Raw genomic sequence first — 19,636 nt, 5'->3', positions numbered from 1 at the left:
ATATTCAGAGATTAATCAGCATTAAAAAATCCTATTCATGAGTAGAGTCAAAGATAGTTTATCACCCTTTTGTACTAAAAAATATCAATTTGATTTCTAAATATGTCCGTATAGCTTTTTCTTACACATCATCCAATAGATATATTTGTCAACTACTTCAAAAGTCCTATATTCTATTTTTTACTATTTTTTATCTATTTGTTAAAAAATAGTTAATCTCTTGTTAACCTAAGCGTTATTTAACTTAAGATATATAGAAATAAAAAGGACATTGTTTACAAAAAAATCTTATAAATACTCTAGGAAACAGCAGCATTGAAAGTTTGAAGAAGAAGTCAGAAGACAGAATTCAGAATTCAGAATCAATTGGATGGGGATTCAAACCCCAACCAATTGTAGACACCGTGTAGACGGTGGGGATTTAAACCCCTTTACTCATCCGCCAGTCGTACAGGAGCCATTCTGACTCCTGACTCCTGACTCCTGAGTTCTTTTGTTAAAGTAAAAACTAAGGAGTTACCGATGAAGAAAGTTTTTTCGACTGCTGTTACTATCTTGGTAAGTTTTGCCTTACCTACTACCGCTGAAGCTGCAATTATCAATGGTAACTTTGAAAATGGCTTAGAGAACTGGCAAACATTAGGTGAATCAAGAGTCGAGACCTCAGCTTTTGGCAGCGGCTCAGTAGAAGGAAATTTTCAAGCTTTTCTATCAACGGCTTTCAACGAAGTTGTTGGCGTTGATGGAAATGGAAGAGAAATTCGAGGAGGAAATGCAGCTCCAGCCACTTACATAACTGGCATAACTCAAAATTCCTTAGAAGGATTTTTGGGTGTATCGCAATTCTTTGGAGATAACTCTCTAGCAGAAGCAATTGAGGGTTCTGCTATCAAGCAAACCTTCACAGCAAATGCAGGACAGAATCTATCATTTTCTTGGAACTTCCTCACAAATGAGTCGGTAGGCAATAATGCTAATCAAGATTTTAATGATTTTGCTTTTGCAACCCTAAGTAATAACTCTCAAAACTTATTCTTCCGATTAGCTGATACCAGCACAACATTTTTAGCTAGCGGTTCCAATACCAGCTTTTTTGAAGAAACGGGATTTAAAACTTTTTCCTACACCTTACCAACTGATGGAGAATACACTTTAGGTATTGGGGTTGTAGATGTCGGTGAACGAACAGTTATTTCAGGGCTACTTATTGATGGGGTTGGGGCGCAAGCTATTCCTGAAACAAGTTCAACAGTGAGTTTCCTGCTTGTAGGAGCTGTAGGAGCAGTTTCTGTCCTCAAGCGCAGGCGAAGGAAAACTCTCAACGTATCCGTTCAGAGGGGAGTAAGCAGCAAGTAACATTTGGTCAAAGCCGATGATAGTTCCTGGGGGCTTTCATCTCCGGCTTAAAAGGGTGGACTTTTCAGCCATCCTTATAAACTATCTACTCTTTAGCTTGCTCAAGCTCTCTTATCCATGCCTCATATTTAGCTGCTTCATCGGATTTTCCTTGCTGACGGGAATCTTCTGCCAACATTCTCCACACATCTATCAACTCTCGTCTGTTTTGTGCAAAATTAATCGTGTCAATGTGCGCGATTTGATTCTGAACCTTCTCGGCTCCCGCTTGATCACCTTTTTTCACATAGCATTCTTCAGCTTTTTTCAGGAGTTCCAACGCTTGTGACTTAGTAGGGGCGGTTTGTGCAAAGCCATAGAAAGCTTCTGGTTTATATGGAGTATCGCTACAATCTTTCTCAGTAATTCGAGAAATTCTGCGTTTATTCATGTTTTCTGAGGGATTGGCAAACGTGTTAGAAGAAATGCCAACAATCCCCACAACTACTAGAATTGCAGCAACCATTACGTTCTTGTTCATATGTTTTTCACCTCAAATTAGGTAACTGGTACAGAAGCGGCAAAGTTACTACCAAGCGCCAAGATAATTCTAAAAACAGTCGTAGCTGTGTAGATGTGCTTTTACTCATTGAGTGACCATTTTTGTATCATAAAGTGCCTGAAGAGCAAGCTGATTTAACCGCATCCAAGACACGAAACGCCGAAAAAATTGTATAAATTATGACTTTAATTTGAATTTGTGAAGCAAAATGCGAACACGAGTCACTTCGCTCATTGTTCAACTCATATATTGTACCAAGAAAAATTGATAAAAATTTAATACTCAGTATAAAAGCAAAAGTCCTTAATTTAACGAGAAAAGCCAATAAAAATTTTGTAGCTTTATCCCGCATCTTTGTCGCTTCTACGGGTTTCTACCCGTAAATACAAGAACTGAGCCAAAAAACTTTTAACTAAAAGTGAGTTCAGTAAATTGAAGCGGTTAAGTAATATTTTGCTGCTCATACAAACCGCCATAAGTATCAATCATCGAAGCATCAAAGGGGAAAGTTGTGTAGCAAATGATGCTAGACAAATACCCATTTTCCACCGCTTCTAATGTGCTTAGATGATACAAATTTTTCATGCCATAATAGTAATCGGGAATTATTGGCTATTTTTGCCACACTAAGGTCAACAACGCAACGTGACTTGCCAACGCACTACACTTAATGTATCAGTGACGCGTGAACCCAAGCAATTTATCGCCTCACTCGTACGGTTAGGCAAGTACAAGTTGACAAGCGAAGTCGTCCGCGAATGGCTGCGGCTACTCCAGCCGCAGGTACAGTGCCGAACTCCCATAAGCGAAATGCTCAAGAATGATCTGAAGGAGAAAGGGCACTTATGAAGGACGAGCATCAATCAAACCCCTTTCCTGGACCAGGTGAGATGAGGGCACGTATGCGTGCTTTCGACTGGGCAAGTACAAGAGTTGGTCCTGTGGAGGAGTGGTCGCAAAGCCTTAAAAGTAACGTCAAAACCCTGCTTGCGTCACGGTACCCGATGATTCTGATCTGGGGTTCCAATTTTATTCAGTTCTACAACGACGCTTATTCTAAGCTCATCGGTGACAAGCATCCTGCCGCTCTCGGTACCGATATTAGAATTACGCTCGCCGAGGCGTGGGACACCCTTGGTCCGATGATAGACGAGGTCATGGCAACCGGCGAAGCGAACTGGGTTGAAGCACAGATGCTTGTCTTGGAACGAGCAGGATATCGTGAAGAGTCCTACTTCAGCCTGTCTCACGCCCCTGCTGAGGACGATTCGGGGCAAATTGTCGGTATGTTTTGCGTTTGCAGTGAGGTTACGCAGCAGGTTTTGGGCGAGCGGCGGTTACGACTGCTTCGGGATCTGGCATCGAAAGCAGGCGAGACGCGGAGTGTAGAAATGACGTGCCAGGACGTAGCAGGAGCGATCGCAGAACACCCGCTTGATGTGCCGTTTGCGCTGATTTACCTGCGTGAGCCAGATGGAAAAACTCTCACACTCCGCTCTTGTGTACAGATGCCGGAAGGAGAATTGCTTAGCCCAGTTTCTTTTGATATTACAGCACCAGGAACAGATGTATGGTCGCTGGCACAAGCAGCGGCAGGTAAAACTGTTTTTGTTGAAGGTGTGGAGCAGTATAGTTTACTACCAGGCGGTCCTTGGAACGAACCTACCCGTGCTGCTCTTGTGATGCCGATCGCTTCATCAAGTCAGACAGCGACTCTTGGGGTTCTGGTTGCTGGAGTCAGTCCTAACCGAGCGATCGACGAAGGCTACAGATCTTTCTATGAACTGCTTGCGGCTCAAGTATCCGTTGCTGTGCGTAATGCACAGGCGTACGAGGAGGAGAAGCGGCGGGCTGAAATGCTTGCCGAAATTGACCGGGCAAAAACCGCCTTTTTTTCCAACGTCAGTCATGAGTTCCGCACCCCGCTCACTTTGATGCTGGGTCCTTTGGAAGACGCGCTTTACGACCCGCAACTACCATCACCTCAGCGAGAGCGCATTGCCGTTGCTCACCGCAATAGTCTAAGACTACTGAAACTTGTCAATACGCTTCTTGACTTCTCGCGTATCGAAGCCGGTCGAATGCAAGCGGTGTACGAGCCTACAGATTTGGCGGCGCTGACGACGGATCTTGCAAGTGTATTTCGGTCTCTGATCGAGAAGGCAGGGTTACAATTGGTGGTAGATTGTCCGCCCTTGAACGAGCCAGTTTATGTAGACCAGGACATGTGGGAAAAAATTGTCCTTAACCTACTCTCAAACGCTTTCAAATTCACGCAACAAGGTTACATTGCGGTTCGCCAACGTGTGGTTGGGGAGAACATCGAGCTTCAAGTCGAAGACACAGGTAGCGGTATTCCTGAGTCTGAGCTTGGTAACGTGTTTAAGCGGTTCCATCGCATTGAAGGAACCCAAGGTCGAACGCATGAAGGCTCTGGGATAGGTCTTGCGCTTGTGCAAGAACTTGCCAAACTTCACGGTGGTAGTTTACGCTTAGAAAGCGTTTACGGTCAAGGAAGTACTTTTACGATCTCAATTAAGCGAGGCAAGCAGCACCTCCCCTGCGACCGAATTGCAAGTGAACGCACACTGACCCCTACAGGCATTCGAGCCGACGCATTCGTTGAAGAAGCGCTGCGGTGGTTACCCGATGATATGCACGACGTGGAACCATCGGAGATCCATGAAATGCAGGGATCGCGACCTCGGGTACTTCTAGCAGACGACAACGCAGATATGCGTGAGTATGTGCGAAAGCTTCTGAGTACAGAATATGAAGTTGTTGCTGTGGCAGACGGCGAAGCAGCACTGGCTGCGGCAGATGAACAGGTGCCAGATTTGGTGCTGAGCGATGTGATGATGCCGAAACTCGATGGGTTCGGGCTTGTTGCCCAGCTTCGCAGTGACGAGCGTACACGTTCTGTACCAATCGTGCTTCTTTCGGCTCGTGCGGGTGAAGAATCGCGTGTCGAAGGACTTGAGACAGGAGCAGATGACTACCTGGTGAAGCCGTTTAGCGCTCGAGAGCTTTTAGCTCGTGTAAAAGCAACCTTGGAAACAGCTCGGCTGCGGCAGGAAGCTGCTCGCTCCCGCGTGGAGGTTGAAGCGGCTCAGGAACGGGCAGCCATTCTCGAACGAGTCACCGACGCCTTTTATGGTCTTGACCGTCAGTGGCGATTTACGTATGTGAATCGGCGATGTGAGGAGTACCTCGGCAAAACACGCGAAGAGTTGCTGGGGAAAGTCGTGTGGGAAGTATTCCCTATGGCAGTTGGCTCGCCGTTTGAAGAGCAGTATAATCGAGCCGTGGACGACCAGGTAGCGGTACACTTTGAGGTCATGTCTCCTTTCTCCAATCAATGGCAGGAAGTGCACGCTTACCCCTCTGCTGACGGGCTTTCAGTTAACTTCCGTAACATCACTGAGCGCAAGGAATTGGAGGAGCGACGCGAGGCGCTTTTGGAAAGCGAGCGAGCAGCTCGTGCAGAAGCAGAGCGAATTGCACGTCTGAAGGATGAATTCTTAGCAACCGTTTCCCATGAACTGAGGACACCGCTGAACGCAATCCTTGGTTGGTCTCAGCTTTTGCGTAAGAAAACGCTTGGTCCTGCGGAATTGAGAAAGGGGCTTGATACCATTGAGAGAAACTCTCGAGCGCAAGCACAGATTATCGAAGACCTTCTCGACATGAGCCGAATCATTTCGGGCAAGCTTGAACTTAACATTAAGAATGTCAATCTTCGCTCAGTGATTGAAGCGGCGATCGAATCTCTCCTTCCCAGTGTGCAAGCGAAGGACATACGGCTTCAAACAGTTTTTGATGTCCTTCCTGGTTCCATAAATGGTGACCCAGGGAGACTCCAACAAGTCGTGTGGAACCTCCTCTCTAATGCCATCAAATTTACCCCTAAAGGTGGAAGAGTGCGGGTGTCGCTTGAACAGGTGAACTCATATGTTGAGTTAATGGTAAGCGATACAGGTCAGGGCATAAAGTCTGAGTTTTTGCCATACGTTTTCGACCGTTTTCGGCAAGCAGATTCTTCTACAACACGAAAGTTTGGCGGTTTGGGGTTAGGTCTTTCAATTGTCAAGCAACTCGTTGAGCTTCACGGAGGAAGCGTACAAGCAACAAGCCCTGGAGAGGGACAAGGAGCAACGTTTACTGTGATGCTTCCGCTTGCTTTAAAAGAAAGCGAGAGTGATGAGCAAGCAGTTGAACAAAGTTTTGATGCTCACACGCTAATGACAAGCGAATGTATCCAAAAGAACCTTGAATATACGAAGGTTCTCGTAGTAGATGATGAAGTCGATGCTCAAGAGTTGCTAAAGAGACTTCTTGAAGAGTGCGGAGCTAACGTGCTTACGGCTTCCTCGGCAGATGAGGCACTTGAGCTTGTACAAAGTTACAAACCTAATGTAGTAGTCAGTGACATTGGTATGCCGGGAAAAGACGGGTATGATTTTATCCGCACACTACGAGGGCTTCCATCAGATATGGGAGGAAATATTCCGGCTGCAGCAGTCACCGCTTTTGCTCGTTTTGAGGATCGAATTCGTGCTTTGCGCTGTGGTTACCAAACGCACGTTGCTAAGCCAATCGAGCCGGCAGAACTGATTGCGGTTGTTGCATCTCTGGCTGGTCGTCATGGCTAATACATTTATGTTTACCCCAAGTTAGAGGTCTGGTTTTTGCAGCCATCTGGCGACCATACCCGCCAAAACTCCACCTAAAATTGGGAACACGATGAAAATCCAAAGTTCACCCAGCGCCCAACTGCGAGTGAAGATAGCGGTAGCTAACGAACGCACGGGATTGACACTTGCATTTGTCACGGGAATGAGGATAAGATGCGCTCCTGTGAGTGCTAAGCCTGTGGGGATGGGTGCAGAAAGCCTTCTTGAATGAGAAGATGTGACGCTCAAGATGACCAGCACAAAGCCAAAGGTCACGACAAATTCGGCTAATGCACAAGCCCACCAGCTATACTGACCAGGGGAGTGAATGCCAACCCCATTAGAACCAAAGTTCGCTGCTGTTGTAAACTCAGGTTTGCCCAAGCAAATCAAAAACAGGATAGTAGACCCCCAAATTCCGCCGACAACCTGACCCCCGATATACGGCAAAACGTCTCGCAAAGGAAACCGATTAGCTACCCAAAAACCAATTGTGACTGAGGGGTTGATGTGACATCCGCTGATATGACCAAAAGCATAGGCAGCAGTCAACAAGCTTAAGCCAAAAGCGATCGCCACCCCAGTAACTCCAACCCAAGGTACTGCACCAGAGATAACCGCAGTACCCACGCCCATCAGAACCAACCAAAGTGTACCTAGAGCTTCCACAAAACATCGTTTTGCTAACGAGTAATGATTCATCACAGACGTCCAGATCTGTTTCTACTACAGTTCACCATATCTGGCTCGACGCGATTGATAGTTATGGACATATTAACCCGCCGTTGCAGGTTATCAAATACAAATTTAGTAAGTCAAGAGTTTCCACGCTTGACGCTTAGAGTCAAGCTTTCGCCGCACCTGTGATGTATCTACCTGTGGCATATGCAACTCCACTAATTCCACTGTTTCCCGAACCAGTTCTTGAAGTGCATTAGCTGCAGAATATGTGGGTGTATGAAACAGGCTTTCAAGCCTTAAGGATAAATTATCGGGAACAATATTCATTTTTTCGATAAATTTGCCCATTCTTTTAAACTGAAATGTTGAGTAATACAATCGGTTCAGCCCGGAAAGAACCCCAAGAATGTTTTGTGCAGCTTCAACGAGTATCTGATGCTGCCACAATGTAGCATCCCGTGTTGCAAAATAGTCTTGTTGCAAACCCCAAAGAGGGAAAAACTGTAAATGCTTTTCTACCATCGCCTGTGCTAGTGCGTCTGGGTAGTTAGCGGCTATGCTCTGCCATTTTTGGATTAATTCTTCCCCGTGCAAGGGAATGCAGATGAGAATTCCAGACAATGCTTTTTGCATGGGGGAGGTAACATCAAGCTCAGTCAAAATGGTTGCCATATCCTGCTCCCACGTAGCTATAGTTGTGTGACCAATTTGGCATTCTACACCGTTGACAAAATAAGCCTCTACTAAAGCGCCATAACTCCTGTCACCGAGAAACCAGATGCGCTCTGAGCCGTGATTTTGCAGACGTGCAATTTCTAGTTCTTCTTCAGATGGGAGTTCTTCATAATAAATGCTCATGTCTATATCTGAGTAATAATCACACTGCCCTTCAGCAGCAGAACCTGTAACCATTGCTGCTTTTGCTTTAGGGTTAGTGATATAAGCCTGAACATTGTGTTTTGCCAGTGCCAAGAGATAACTGCTTGCAGATTTCATCTCTTCAATGTGTTACATTACGCTTTTCAATTAAGTACAATGCACGAGGATTGTAGGGAATAGCATTGCTGTACCCCTACTCGTGGTGTAGGCACCGCCAGAACCGCTATAATAGCTGCTGCCTATAATGTCAAAATTAAGACATTAATCTCCTATACGTTTGCTTTCTTTACCAGCTAACGAAGAAATCACAAAAAGCACTCAGAGGTAAAATTCCCATGTAAACCATAGGGAACATGATGCTTCAGATGCAGCCGTGCTATCGGTTCCTTATCAAAATCTTTTGCATCCAAAATCACCACATCTGAGCGATGGTACTGGGAGTCATAAACCAAAGCCAGCACCCAGCCATCATCTTCACTTTGGGAGTTGGGACGTGGTACAAAAACTGGCTCGCTAACAAACCCACGCGGCGCAGCACTCCAAAGTTGTCGTTCTCCCGATTCTAAATCAACTTTCAAAAATGCTTGCAACGGAGCGTTACCACTTTTTGCATGAGCTGCACCTATGTAAAAGTAGCGATATGGGCGTCCGACTTTTTGCGGGTGCATAGTGGGAAATTCACAACACCGAGGTTCTAGCAAATCTCGTGATATTGTGTTTTGCTTCAGATTAAGATGAAACCGCCACATTTGTCCTGGCTTGAGAGCATCAAAATCCACTTTCCGAAAATCGCTTTCAGGTTCTACCTCTGGTAAAGATTCGTAGCAAATTGAGTCAACCACAACCTCATTTCCCACTTCAAAAGCATTGGTATGGTGGAAGACAAACCCAGAGTGAGTTTCTATAATTTGAACTCCCTTTTGTTTGGGGTTGCGGGAAATGATGACAATGCGAGTAGGTTGATGTGGCTGAAACTTGATACATTCCCCTGCACCACGCATACCCACCACAAAAGGTATGGGATTAAAGCTGACGGGATTTTGAAAGAATATGCAGTAATTGGGGGTAATGGCAAAATCGTGGATGAAGGCGAAACCTGGAACATTATGGGCGTGCTGTCGTACGACCTTACCCTCGGTGTTTAGCTCAAAAATAGTAATTGTGGTGGATAGTCCTGGCTTGGTGGAAAAGTTGACAAGGCAAGGCGCACCGCCATCTTGAGCACAACTAGGGTCAAAGCGCGGGTGTGCCCCAAAAGCTTCTCCTTCTGATAAAACACCATTGAAGTGTTCTTTGCCCAAAGTTTCTAAAGTGTAGGGATCGAGACGATAGGGGTCTGCTGCTTCCCAGAGTGCAAGCAGTTTACCACCCCAGTAAATCACATTGGTATTGGCTATATTTTTTAGCTTGAAGTCGAAGGCATTAGCCAGCAAACCACCAGGTTTTTGTGTACCAAAGACACCACGATAGAGAATTTTCCCGGCTTTTTGTTCTTCCAAATAAGCCGCGGTGCGGACAAAGCGGTTGCGGAAATGGGCACGACCATTCGAGAAGGAGATCCGGCTAATCATGCCATCTCCATCAAATGGATGATGAATTCTTTGCCCATTTACATCTAACAAACCAGGACCATTTCTAAACAGAGTCCCGTGCAGTTCCTGCGGAATTTCTCCTTCTACATCATCAATCCAATAATCAAACTCCTGCTTTAGGGATTCATATCCTCCCTGCCAATCTTCCCGAGTGTAAGATTTCTCGGAAACTGTGGAGACACCTTTGTGAAGTTGAAAAGTCTGCATATATATGTGTATGTGTTGACTTTGCTGTATTGGTCACAAGCAGTTATGACGGCAGTGGAAAACGCATCGTGTAGCAACGGATGATTTAACATCCGTTGCCTTATTTATTTATTTGTTTATTTGCTATTCAACTGGTTTAGGCTCTGGCCGTCGCAGGATCAAGTTTATTTGCTATTCAACTGGTTCAGATTCTGGTCGTCGCACCATCAACTTAGATATGAATTCAGGTAACAATGGTTGTTCCCTACTCTTTGTTGAAGCTGGTTGCAACGTTGGTGTTGTTGGTGCCTCGGTTTGGGAGTCAGCAGCAGGTAGCCAGTTAATGAATAGCAACGGTAGCAACGTGCTGAGATTAGTGATGATAACCAACAGCCATAGGGAATCAAAGTTAGTTGAGGTGATGCCCAACAAATACATCAATCCTGCCCCCAATTGGTGGGAAACCAGTCCAGCCAGGTTTGTGACGGACATCAACAGAGCAAATAATGTCGCTTCTATTCCTTTTGGACAAAGCCTTGCCGCTAATACCAACACCGGCATATAAGCAATTTGCCCCATAACGGTCAGAATCAGGCTATCACCCAAACTGAACCAGTGGTCATCTATACCCAAAGCACGATTAGCATGAGTTACTAACAGCAGCATGGTCATTCCCAGTGCTGATGAGAGTAGGATACTCCAACCAAAAATGACGCGAAAGGGAACGGTTTTAAGAAAGCGTTGAAAAATCCAAATACCAACAAGGGCAGCAACGCTTGTCACCAAACTCACTCGTCCCAGAAATTCGGGTTGAAAGTGCAGTTCATTGGTTGTGAAGAAGAAAAAAGCGGATTCAGCTGTTGGTGTGGCTTGCCAAAGGAAGAGAAATACTGTTGGCAACCAAATTGCTTTTTGAGTAATGGCTGCGCGTAGTTGTTGTACCTGATGTTTAACTGACTGGAAATTTGAATGACCATCCTCGCTGGTGTTTTTGCTCACGGGCGATTCAGAAATAAAAGACGCCATTGCGGACACGAGCAGTGGAAATAAGGCGGTAATCCAAAAGACAGTCCTGGTAGTGAAATGCTCTAAAAGCATACCGCTGAAATAGGCTGTGATCAATCCTCCTAAGGCTGTAGTACCCCAGGTTAATGATTGGAGAGAACCAGCTTCCGCTTGTGACTCGGATCTTGCCCTTTCGACAACGAGTGAGTCAACAATCACATCACTAACGGCGACGGAGAGGGAACCAAGGGCGATCGCCAGTGTAGCGCCGATGGGTGTGTGAACTATTGTTGCAAGACTCACCCAAGAAATCACTCCCAGTATCCCAGATAAAACTAGGTATGGACGCCGCCGATAGCCGAATATGGGCAAGCCATCGGAGATAAAACCATACAGTGGCTTGATTATCCAAGGTAGGACGACAATGCCTAGTAACACTGAAACTTGAGCTGGAGTTAAACCCAGTTCATCTTTCAGGAAAAAGCTTACGGCAAGACGCGCTAATTTTAAAATGCCTTGAACAAAATAAACGGTAAGAATCGCGATTAACTCGCTTGTGGGTTCGTTACCGAAAAAAATCTTTTCTTTTACTGAGTCTTTGACCTTGGACAAGCCAGAGGAGGAAACCAGCATTGATAAACAATTTTTAAGATTTATCGACTTTTATATATCATAGCTATTTTCTCAGAGTCACGCTGTGGCTCTGAGAGCCACAATTGTCTCAACTCTCTTGAGCCAAGGCTATGACCGCATTCTGCCCTCCAAATCCAAAGCTAAAACACAGCACCCGCTGAATTTTACTTTGACGCGCTGTCACCAAATTCAAATCAAATTCCGGATTGCTTAGCCCGACACATGGTGGTAGTATTTGTTGCTTCATTCCCATCAGTGAAAAGGCGACGCCCAAGGCTCCTGATGCTCCTAGCGTATGACCTGTAGCCCCTTTTGTAGAACTCACTGCGACGGTTTTCGGAAATAAACGCTGTATCAATATACTCTCAATGCGGTCATTCAGGAGAGTGGCTGTACCGTGAGCATGAATGTAATCAATATCCTTTGCACTCAGATGACTGCGGTCAAGGCATTGTTTCACGGCGGCGATCGCACTCCTCGCTTCTGGTTCTGGAGTGTTTCCATGATATGCGTCAGATGTCAAGGAGAAACCGAGAATTTGACCATAAACTCTTGCTTGGCGCTGGTGTGCCAACTCGGCTGATTCTAGGACAAATACCGCGCCCCCTTCGCCTAACACCAAGCCTTCGCGGTGTAAATCAAACGGATATGCTCCGGTTTTCGCCAAGGCTCCCATTTGCTGGAACCCAGTTATGGTAAGGGGTGTAATCGGTGCTTCCACTGCACCAGCAATCACCCTTTGACATTGCCCAGTTTGGATAAGTAAAGCTGCTTGTGCGATCGCCCAAATTCCGGTAGCACAAGCCGCCATCGGTGCCAAAACTATCCCACAAGCACCTATTTGCCGTGCTACTGCAATGGCATTCATATGAGGCAAGGTTTCTAACCAATCCTCTAAAGAAGATGAAACACATGAGGGAGTCGCATCCCCTTTATTTCCGACTCCCCTGTGCATTTGCTGCGCCATTTGCTCCCACAATCCCTGATAGCTGCGACTTGAACCAATCACAACTCCACAATCTGGCAAAGGTGGAAACAATCCTGCATCTTTCAAAGCAGATGTAACAAGCGAGTGAGTCAGCACTCTCATTTGTGCTGGTTGTTTCGCAATCATTCCTAAAGGACGCGGCTGGAGTTCTGGAAATGGTTGATGCCATCTTATTCCAGATTGACCTGCTATTAACTGTTGCCAGCTGTCCTCTAGGTTTTTGCCCAAAGCGGAAACTAGACCAATACCAGTGACAACAACTGCGACCAATTTCGTGGTTTACGGAGTAGGTGATTTCGGAAAGATAAAAAATATGAAGAATATTAAGGAGGATGAGAAGCTAATGGGAGTCATTTCTCCTCCTGCTCCCCCTACGCCCTCATCCCCCTCATCCCCCTTATCCCCCTCATTTCTACTTGCTACTATCCGGCGTTTTTTAAATTTTCTGCGCCTTGGGTGACTTTAGCAGAATCAATGCGATCGCCCTGCTGAATTTTGTTCACCACGTCAAATCCGTTAGTCACATTGCCAAAAACAGCATAGCTACCATCTAGGAAAGCCAAATCCGCTAAAGCGAAGTAAAACTGCGAGGAAGCAGAATCAGGCATTTGCGATCGCGCCATTGCGACTGCACCCTGCTTGTGCTGCAATACAGGTGGCTGAGTCACACCAGCCGCTTCTAATGTTTTGCTGTAAATCGGTTGAGCTGCGCCTTTTGGCTTAATCTCTAAAGGTATATAACGAGTTTTTCCAGTTTTTGGATCGGTAAAACTTCCTGTTCCCAAGCTATTTGCTGGTACTTTCGGGTCTTTACTTTGAGGATCGCCTCCTTGAACCACAAAAGGTTGGGGTTGGCGCACGACTCTATGAAAAACTAAGCCATCGTATACACCCTTTTGGACTAAATCGACGAAGTTACCAGCAGTAATTGGGGCATTTGTACCGTCTACTTCGATAGTGATGGGTGAACCTTTGACAGTCATAACCACCGTTGCTTTTCCTTCGAGTCGTGGTAAATCTTTCATTCCAGGAATACTCTCGCTTATATTTTCAGATACAGAGGTCGCCTCTGTGGTTGCCGTGTTGGCTGTATTAGTAGTTGTCTCGGCGGTTGAATTGGTGCTTGCTTCGGTGGCTGTGGATATTGGGGAAGAATTAGAAGCAACTTGCTTTGTGGAACAGCCCCCCAGCATCAAGGCACCAACAATCATCAGAGTTACTAAAAATTGGGGAATTTTTAACCGCATTGCCAGTTACAGATACAACCACAGTATCTTAGCCTCTAAAGTCCTTCTAGGGGCACACCCAAAAAGCGGGCTAACTCGGCACCTTGAACTTCCAGCTCTTGTAACGACAAAGGTTGACCAACCCGTGTTAGGGGAATGTCTCGGCGACCCTTAGTGCGTAGGTAAAGTGAGCGACGAGGATTAATACCTTCTCTGGCGTCAACTCGCACACATTGCACATCTTCTATACGACAGTCAAGCTCAATTCGGCGGTTTTTGCCAGGATATCCCCACCGGAAGATTTTGATTGTGCCACTTTCGCGGTCAAACTCGTTGTATCCGCCTCCCACGTTCCATAAAACCGTTAGCCACAGGTATGAGGCTAGGAGTAAGCCAGCGGTACCGTAGAACCCCATAACCAAACCTTGTGGGACGAATGCCAGTTGAGTTGGGTCGGAAACTAGGAGTAAATTGATTTTGAGGTAGCTGGAAATACCAGCAAGCAAAAAGCCCGTGGCTCCTATAGAAACGACAGTTGCCCACCAGTAGTTACTGAACCGACGAGAACCGAGAACGTTCTGATGTAAGACGCTTGAACCAGAGCGATCGCCGTTTGGCGACTCACCTCTGTTAATGGTTGTTGATGCCGTCATGAGAACTACCTTGGTGCGTGATATCTTCCCTTTACAAAGTCTGCCATTGCAGCAGATGTATTGCAAGTTTACCGAATTTAAAAAGCGATCAGCTATCGACGAAGATGATCTTGAGTACCGAGTCCCAAGCAATGAATCGAAGAATTCCGGTTCAGAACTTTAATTTTTAACTTTTCTGAGAAAAGTTATGTCAGATTGTAAAAATTCTGATATTAATCATAAGTAGTGGGTTCAAGCTTTATACCTGATTTTTTATGAAAATCAGGCACAAGGCACGACTAATGTGATAAGTTAAGAATCATTAAGTTTCTGCAAGCTGGATTACCAACTGGTGGAAACTATTGCGACACTGATATGAGAATTGCCGACTGAAAAGCGGTAAGCTCTCATAATGCCCAGCAGCCTTAAAGCAGCTGTAAGTGTCATAAAAGAAGTTAATTCCTCAAAAAAGTTGCAATTTTAGTAAAAAAGAGGATTTTAGTCCGATGACCATCGCAGTTGGACGCGCCCCCAGTAGCAGAGGGTGGTTTGACGTATTAGACGACTGGTTAAAGCGTGACCGTTTCGTGTTCGTAGGTTGGTCAGGAATATTACTATTCCCCTGCGCCTTTCTAGCACTAGGCGGTTGGCTGACCGGTACGACGTTTGTGACGAGCTGGTATACGCACGGCTTAGCCTCATCGTATCTGGAAGGCTGCAACTTCCTAACAGTAGCCGTATCTACACCAGCAGACAGCATGGGACACTCGCTGTTGCTGTTGTGGGGACCAGAAGCACAAGGGGACTTCACCCGTTGGTTTCAATTAGGCGGGTTGTGGCCATTCGTGGCGCTGCACGGAGCCTTTGGTTTGATTGGCTTCATGCTGCGGCAGTTTGAAATCGCACGTTTGGTAGGGATTCGTCCTTACAACGCTATAGCGTTTTCTGCACCGATTGCGGTATTCGTCAGCGTCTTCTTGATGTACCCGTTGGGACAGTCTTCCTGGTTCTTCGCCCCCAGCTTTGGAGTGGCAGCAATCTTCCGCTTCCTGTTGTTCTTGCAAGGGTTCCACAACTGGACACTCAACCCCTTCCACATGATGGGAGTAGCGGGTGTACTCGGTGGAGCGCTGCTGTGTGCTATCCACGGTGCAACAGTAGAAAACACCTTGTTTGAAGACGGCGATGCAGCCAACACCTTCCGCGCCTTCAACCCCACTCAGGCAGAAGAAACCTACTCAATGGTGACGGCAAACCGTTTCTGGTCACAGATCTTCGGGATTGCTTTCTCCAACAAGCGCTGGTTGCACTTCTTCATGTTGTTTGTACCAGTCACAGGCTTGTGGATGAGTGCAGTTGGCATTGTCGGTTTGGCACTCAACCTGCGGGCATATGACTTCGTGTCGCAAGAATTACGTGCGGCAGAAGACCCAGAGTTTGAAACTTTCTATACCAAGAACATTTTGTTGAACGAGGGTATCCGCGCTTGGATGGCTCCTCAAGATCAGCCTCACGAAAAATTTGTATTCCCAGAAGAGGTACTACCACGTGGTAACGCTCTCTAATAGATCTGTTGTTGCAGGTGGTCGTGACCAGGATTCCACCGGTTTTGCGTGGTGGGCTGGTAACGCTCGTCTGATCAATCTTTCCGGTAAGCTTTTGGGCGCTCACGTTGCCCACTCTGGTTTGATAGTATTTTGGGCTGGAGCGATGACCTTGTTTGAAGTCGCTCACTTCATTCCCGAAAAGCCCATGTACGAGCAGGGTTTAATCCTGCTTCCTCACATAGCAACTCTCGGTTGGGGTGTTGGTCCTGGTGGTGAAGTTATTGACACCTTCCCCTACTTTGTTGTAGGCGTACTGCACCTCATTTCCTCAGCTGTACTAGGTTTTGGCGGTATCTATCACGCTATCCGTGGTCCAGAAACTTTAGAAGAGTACTCCTCTTTCTTTGGTTACGACTGGAAAGACAAGAACAAGATGACCACCATCATCGGCTTCCACCTGATCATTTTGGGATGTGGTGCGCTGCTGTTGGTGCTGAAGGCAATGTTCTTCGGTGGTGTGTACGACACTTGGGCACCTGGCGGTGGTGATGTTCGCGTCATTACCAACCCAACTCTGAACCCAGCTGTTATCTTCGGTTACTTGCTGAAGGCTCCCTTCGGTGGCGAAGGTTGGATCATCAGCGTCGATAACATGGAAGATATCATCGGCGGTCACATTTGGGTTGCCTTCATCTGCATTGCAGGCGGCATTTTCCACATCCTGACCAAGCCCTTTGGCTGGGCACGTCGCGCCTTAATCTGGTCTGGTGAGGCATACCTCTCCTACAGCATCGGCGCTGTGTCCCTGATGGCTTTCATTGCCTCGATCTTTGTTTGGTACAACAACACCGCTTACCCCAGCGAATTTTACGGTCCTACTGGTCCTGAAGCATCTCAAGCTCAAGCTCTGACCTTCTTGATCCGTGACCAACGCTTGGGTGCTAACGTCGGTTCTGCTCAAGGTCCCACAGGCTTAGGTAAATACTTGATGCGCTCCCCCACAGGTGAAATCATCTTCGGTGGTGAAACCATGCGCTTCTGGGATTTCCGTGGTCCTTGGTTGGAGCCTCTGCGCGGACCCAACGGTCTTGACTTGGATAAAATCAAGAACGATATTCAGCCTTGGCAAGCTCGTCGCGCTGCTGAGTACATGACTCACGCTCCTCTGGGTTCTTTGAACTCTGTAGGTGGCGTGGCTACGGAGATCAACTCCTTCAACTACGTATCTCCTCGTGCTTGGTTGGCATGTTTCCACTTTGTCGTGGGTTTCTTCTTCCTGATTGGTCACTTGTGGCACGCTGGTCGCGCCCGTGCTGCTGCTGGTGGTTTCGAGAAAGGTATCAACCGCGAAACTGAGCCAGTGTTGTCCATGAGGGAACTCGACTAATAGATTTCTTTCATCACTGACAATCACATAACTCAAAGCTCCTGTGTCAAAGCGGGAGCTTTTTCTTAATGATAAATAATTAGGATGAATAATCAAATATAAATTAATAAAAAACCTTTTATCATTCGCAATATTTATAGTTCATACTAATTTCATGACTTAGAAATTTACAATGACTGCAATTTAAGTTTTATGGGGGTGTGTATTATGGAAGATTATTTTCCAGATACCTTGCGATGGACAAACGAAGCCCAAGCAAAGTTGAAGAGTATTCCCTTCTTTGTGCGCGCCCAAGCTAAAGCACGAATCGAACAGCTGGCTCGTCAAGGGTCGCAAGAGATTGTGACAGCCGAGTTGGTTGAGCAGGCTAGGGTTGAGTTTGGACAGTAGATTTAATTTTTAGGGTCGCGTATTTTTTGTACCCACAATAGTTGTAGGTTGCTTGCGCTCCTCTCATGGCTCTCACTCGGTATAGGATAAGCGCCCCATGCCGTTAGCTCCTTATCGTAACGGCTTCAATATGATCACTCGTTGCCGGTTCACTGGTGTTTAGACTAAAAACAGGCGCTCGGCAAAAAATAGTTATTTTGTACTAAAATGAGCGCGGAAATCTACTGGTATAAAAAAATAGAGGGTTATCTGCGGTTGAGGCAGACACCCTCCAACGGAAGATGAGAGAAGTCTCACCAACTCTCACGACCGTTATGGAACGTTTAGCGCGACTGAAAGCATTACGCCCGTGCTGCATACAGGCATTTGTGTAAAGCACATGATGCAACATTTGAGCTAACCGATGCAATTCTCCTGACACGCAAAGCCTACTGTTTGGCAGATTTGTCTATTTCTCCTGTGTTTCGGCGCAAGTGGTCAAGTATTTATGAAGCATTGCAAGATACAAGACCTCAACGTCAAAAGTTGATGCGACTGTACATAGAACAAATACCCACACACGGGCGTATTGTGCTTGCCGGAGACCATACTGTTTGGGTCAGACCCAACGCGTATACTCTGTGTGACCGTACAATGGAACATTATTGTACTACTATGCCAGCAAACAAGCCAATTGCTCCAGGTGAAGGTTACAGTACTATTGCTTGGATACCAGAAGAGTCTGGAAGTTGGGCAATGCCATTGAGACACGAAAGAATTACGGGTTGGGAGAGTCCAATCAGTAAAGCAGTATGGCAACTTAAGCAAGTATGTAAGTATTTACCCACAAGACCAATTTCTTTATGGGATAGTGAATATGGATGTGCCCCATTTATACTCAAAACTGCTGACATTGAGGCAGACAAGTTAATGCGTCTACGCTCAAATCTTTGTCTATGGGGTTCGCCGCCACCATATTCGGGTAGAGGAAGACCTCGTATTCATGGCAACAAGTTCAAACTCAATGACCCTGAAACTTGGATTGAACCTGGTCAAACTCTGGAGGAGAATGACTTTAAATTGGGATTAATCCGAATTCGTGTGTGGCATGATTTACACTTGAAAAGTGCTGCTAAACACCCAATTTCCCTGCTGTTGGTTGAACGTTTAAACCAAGATGGGTCAACACGAATCTCAAAACCTTTGTGGTTAGCTTGGGTTGGGCAACAGATGCCATGCTTAGATGAAATTTGGCGGCTTTACCTACGACGATTTGCTGTTGACGCATTGTCCCCTAAAAAATCAGGCAGCCTTATTACAACGAGTACCCGACTACGCCGACAGATCAATCAGACGAAGGCTGCCTGATTTTTTCACGTGTTAGACCCCGTGACCACTGGTATCGGTTTCTCAAGCAACGCGCTCAGGGGACTCTCCCTAAACTCTCAACGCCAAAACAATGCGAAAGGTGGAGTGACTTGATGCCGATGATCACTTGGGAATTATGGTTAGCCCGTGATATCGTTGCCGATAATCCTCTACCGTGGCAAAAGTCAATTGACAAATTAACTCCCGGACGAGTAGCCCAAGCAATGGGAGGAATTATCGCGGCGATTGACACACCTGCTGTTCCTCCAAAACCTCGTGGAAAATCCCCCGGATGGAAAACCGGACTTCCTCGACAACGTAGAATTCGTTATCCTATCGTCAAAAAAGGTACTCAAAAGCACCGTAAGCAAGCGACGAAACCCGCTTAAATTTTAATATTTTGCTTTTTCTCATGCAAACTTTTTCAACTCAGTACCACTGGGTCTTTTTCCCATGCCTTAGTCTAAAGTCCAGGGTTCAGGAACAACCACAAAAAAAAACCCGCTCTTGGCGGGCATAACACACACAAAGGGTTTAGCTGAATGAAACATGAACACAAAAAGCGTTAAATTT

At 46.2% G+C, this 19,636-nt stretch carries 19 protein-coding genes; 10 read left to right on the top strand and 9 right to left on the bottom strand.

From position 1 onward, the window contains the following. Positions 1-522 precede the first annotated feature (522 nt). Complete coding sequence (locus ACM0OZ_RS04975; RefSeq protein WP_414581710.1) at positions 523-1,356, top strand: hypothetical protein; 834 nt, start codon at positions 523-525, stop codon at positions 1,354-1,356. 85 nt (positions 1,357-1,441) lie between these two features. Here the strand turns inward: ACM0OZ_RS04975 and ACM0OZ_RS04970 are convergent, their stop codons facing one another. Beyond that, positions 1,442-1,876 (bottom strand): hypothetical protein, encoded by a 435-nt coding sequence (locus ACM0OZ_RS04970; RefSeq protein WP_414581709.1) that lies wholly within the window; start codon positions 1,874-1,876, stop codon positions 1,442-1,444. A 462-nt stretch (positions 1,877-2,338) separates the two neighbouring features. Beyond that, positions 2,339-2,482, bottom strand: a complete 144-nt coding sequence (locus ACM0OZ_RS04965) for a hypothetical protein (protein WP_414581708.1) — start codon at positions 2,480-2,482, stop codon at positions 2,339-2,341. Between the two features lie 93 nt (positions 2,483-2,575). Here ACM0OZ_RS04965 and ACM0OZ_RS04960 point away from each other — a divergent pair, with 93 nt between their 5' ends. After that, positions 2,576-2,746, top strand: a complete 171-nt coding sequence (locus ACM0OZ_RS04960) for a ribbon-helix-helix domain-containing protein (protein ID WP_414581707.1) — start codon at positions 2,576-2,578, stop codon at positions 2,744-2,746. Next, positions 2,743-6,549, top strand: coding sequence for an ATP-binding protein (locus ACM0OZ_RS04955; RefSeq protein WP_414581706.1), 3,807 nt, complete (start codon positions 2,743-2,745; stop codon positions 6,547-6,549). The genes ACM0OZ_RS04960 and ACM0OZ_RS04955 overlap by 4 nt, the downstream gene beginning before the upstream one ends. A gap of 21 nt (positions 6,550-6,570) precedes the next feature. Here the strand turns inward: ACM0OZ_RS04955 and aqpZ are convergent, their stop codons facing one another. The 5 genes from aqpZ to ACM0OZ_RS04930 all read right to left on the bottom strand — a co-directional run bounded on the left by aqpZ (position 6,571) and on the right by ACM0OZ_RS04930 (position 12,804). Then, positions 6,571-7,272: an aquaporin Z gene (gene aqpZ / locus ACM0OZ_RS04950; protein WP_414581705.1), complete on the bottom strand. Its 702-nt coding sequence runs from the start codon at positions 7,270-7,272 to the stop codon at positions 6,571-6,573. 105 nt (positions 7,273-7,377) lie between these two features. Further along, positions 7,378-8,247 carry a hypothetical protein gene (locus ACM0OZ_RS04945; RefSeq protein ID WP_414581704.1) on the bottom strand — a complete coding sequence of 290 codons (870 nt, stop codon included), beginning with the start codon at positions 8,245-8,247 and terminating at the stop codon, positions 7,378-7,380. A gap of 188 nt (positions 8,248-8,435) precedes the next feature. After that, on the bottom strand, positions 8,436-9,929 hold the full coding sequence (locus tag ACM0OZ_RS04940) for a carotenoid oxygenase family protein (protein ID WP_414581703.1): 1,494 nt from the start codon (positions 9,927-9,929) through the stop codon (positions 8,436-8,438). A 171-nt stretch (positions 9,930-10,100) separates the two neighbouring features. Then, the gene (locus ACM0OZ_RS04935) at positions 10,101-11,546 is read right to left on the bottom strand and encodes a folate/biopterin family MFS transporter (RefSeq protein WP_414581702.1); all 1,446 of its coding nucleotides are present in this window, start codon (positions 11,544-11,546) and stop codon (positions 10,101-10,103) included. Positions 11,547-11,634: 88 nt separating this feature from the next. Next, complete coding sequence (locus ACM0OZ_RS04930; RefSeq protein WP_414581701.1) at positions 11,635-12,804, bottom strand: beta-ketoacyl-ACP synthase; 1,170 nt, start codon at positions 12,802-12,804, stop codon at positions 11,635-11,637. 43 nt (positions 12,805-12,847) lie between these two features. Here ACM0OZ_RS04930 and ACM0OZ_RS04925 point away from each other — a divergent pair, with 43 nt between their 5' ends. Beyond that, complete coding sequence (locus ACM0OZ_RS04925; protein WP_414581700.1) at positions 12,848-12,994, top strand: hypothetical protein; 147 nt, start codon at positions 12,848-12,850, stop codon at positions 12,992-12,994. On the opposite strand, the gene ACM0OZ_RS04920 is transcribed toward ACM0OZ_RS04925, so the two are convergent. Then, complete coding sequence (locus ACM0OZ_RS04920; RefSeq protein ID WP_414581699.1) at positions 12,957-13,781, bottom strand: peptidylprolyl isomerase; 825 nt, start codon at positions 13,779-13,781, stop codon at positions 12,957-12,959. The two genes, ACM0OZ_RS04925 and ACM0OZ_RS04920, sit on opposite strands and share 38 nt — an antisense overlap. A 35-nt stretch (positions 13,782-13,816) precedes the next feature. Next, positions 13,817-14,413 carry a photosystem I assembly protein Ycf4 gene (locus tag ACM0OZ_RS04915; protein WP_414581698.1) on the bottom strand — a complete coding sequence of 199 codons (597 nt, stop codon included), beginning with the start codon at positions 14,411-14,413 and terminating at the stop codon, positions 13,817-13,819. Between ACM0OZ_RS04915 and ACM0OZ_RS04910 the strand changes: the two genes are divergently transcribed. From ACM0OZ_RS04910 to ACM0OZ_RS04885, 6 genes are all read left to right on the top strand, one after another. Next, a complete protein-coding gene (locus tag ACM0OZ_RS04910; protein ID WP_414581697.1) occupies positions 14,412-14,576 on the top strand; it encodes a hypothetical protein in 165 nt (54 codons plus the stop codon). The two genes, ACM0OZ_RS04915 and ACM0OZ_RS04910, sit on opposite strands and share 2 nt — an antisense overlap. A gap of 322 nt (positions 14,577-14,898) precedes the next feature. Continuing rightward, positions 14,899-15,957: a photosystem II D2 protein (photosystem q(a) protein) gene (psbD, locus tag ACM0OZ_RS04905; RefSeq protein WP_041036223.1), complete on the top strand. Its 1,059-nt coding sequence runs from the start codon at positions 14,899-14,901 to the stop codon at positions 15,955-15,957. Further along, a complete protein-coding gene (gene psbC / locus ACM0OZ_RS04900) occupies positions 15,941-17,326 on the top strand; it encodes a photosystem II reaction center protein CP43 (RefSeq protein ID WP_414581696.1) in 1,386 nt (461 codons plus the stop codon). Before psbD ends, psbC begins: the two co-directional genes overlap by 17 nt. 207 nt (positions 17,327-17,533) lie before the next feature. Further along, complete coding sequence (locus ACM0OZ_RS04895; RefSeq protein ID WP_414581695.1) at positions 17,534-17,716, top strand: PCP reductase family protein; 183 nt, start codon at positions 17,534-17,536, stop codon at positions 17,714-17,716. Positions 17,717-18,082: 366 nt separating this feature from the next. Further along, complete coding sequence (locus ACM0OZ_RS04890) at positions 18,083-19,063, top strand: transposase (protein WP_414581694.1); 981 nt, start codon at positions 18,083-18,085, stop codon at positions 19,061-19,063. A 113-nt stretch (positions 19,064-19,176) separates the two neighbouring features. After that, on the top strand, positions 19,177-19,452 hold the full coding sequence (locus tag ACM0OZ_RS04885; RefSeq protein WP_414581693.1) for a hypothetical protein: 276 nt from the start codon (positions 19,177-19,179) through the stop codon (positions 19,450-19,452). Positions 19,453-19,636: the final 184 nt, after the last annotated feature.

This window comes from Scytonema sp. PCC 10023 (genome assembly GCF_963920835.1).
Taxonomy (GTDB): Bacteria; Cyanobacteriota; Cyanobacteriia; order Cyanobacteriales; family Nostocaceae; genus Kalymmatonema.
Note: the sequence above shows the minus strand (reverse complement) of the source record. Positions and strands in the feature narration are given on the sequence as shown.

Excerpts from the sequence above, each read along its gene's own strand:
- ACM0OZ_RS04975 (WP_414581710.1), top strand. The coding sequence starts at position 523 with ATGAAGAAAGTTTTTTCGACTGCTGTTACTATCTTGGTAAGTTTTGCC.
- ACM0OZ_RS04970 (WP_414581709.1), bottom strand. The coding sequence starts at position 1,876 with ATGAACAAGAACGTAATGGTTGCTGCAATTCTAGTAGTTGTGGGGATT.
- ACM0OZ_RS04965 (WP_414581708.1), bottom strand. The coding sequence starts at position 2,482 with ATGAAAAATTTGTATCATCTAAGCACATTAGAAGCGGTGGAAAATGGG.
- ACM0OZ_RS04955 (WP_414581706.1), top strand. The coding sequence starts at position 2,743 with ATGAAGGACGAGCATCAATCAAACCCCTTTCCTGGACCAGGTGAGATG.
- aqpZ (WP_414581705.1), bottom strand. The coding sequence starts at position 7,272 with ATGAATCATTACTCGTTAGCAAAACGATGTTTTGTGGAAGCTCTAGGT.
- ACM0OZ_RS04945 (WP_414581704.1), bottom strand. The coding sequence starts at position 8,247 with ATGAAATCTGCAAGCAGTTATCTCTTGGCACTGGCAAAACACAATGTT.
- ACM0OZ_RS04940 (WP_414581703.1), bottom strand. The coding sequence starts at position 9,929 with ATGCAGACTTTTCAACTTCACAAAGGTGTCTCCACAGTTTCCGAGAAA.
- ACM0OZ_RS04935 (WP_414581702.1), bottom strand. The coding sequence starts at position 11,546 with ATGCTGGTTTCCTCCTCTGGCTTGTCCAAGGTCAAAGACTCAGTAAAA.
- ACM0OZ_RS04925 (WP_414581700.1), top strand. The coding sequence starts at position 12,848 with ATGAAGAATATTAAGGAGGATGAGAAGCTAATGGGAGTCATTTCTCCT.
- ACM0OZ_RS04920 (WP_414581699.1), bottom strand. The coding sequence starts at position 13,781 with ATGCGGTTAAAAATTCCCCAATTTTTAGTAACTCTGATGATTGTTGGT.
- ACM0OZ_RS04910 (WP_414581697.1), top strand. The coding sequence starts at position 14,412 with ATGAGAACTACCTTGGTGCGTGATATCTTCCCTTTACAAAGTCTGCCA.
- ACM0OZ_RS04915 (WP_414581698.1), bottom strand. The coding sequence starts at position 14,413 with ATGACGGCATCAACAACCATTAACAGAGGTGAGTCGCCAAACGGCGAT.
- psbD (WP_041036223.1), top strand. The coding sequence starts at position 14,899 with ATGACCATCGCAGTTGGACGCGCCCCCAGTAGCAGAGGGTGGTTTGAC.
- ACM0OZ_RS04895 (WP_414581695.1), top strand. The coding sequence starts at position 17,534 with ATGGAAGATTATTTTCCAGATACCTTGCGATGGACAAACGAAGCCCAA.
- ACM0OZ_RS04885 (WP_414581693.1), top strand. The coding sequence starts at position 19,177 with ATGCCGATGATCACTTGGGAATTATGGTTAGCCCGTGATATCGTTGCC.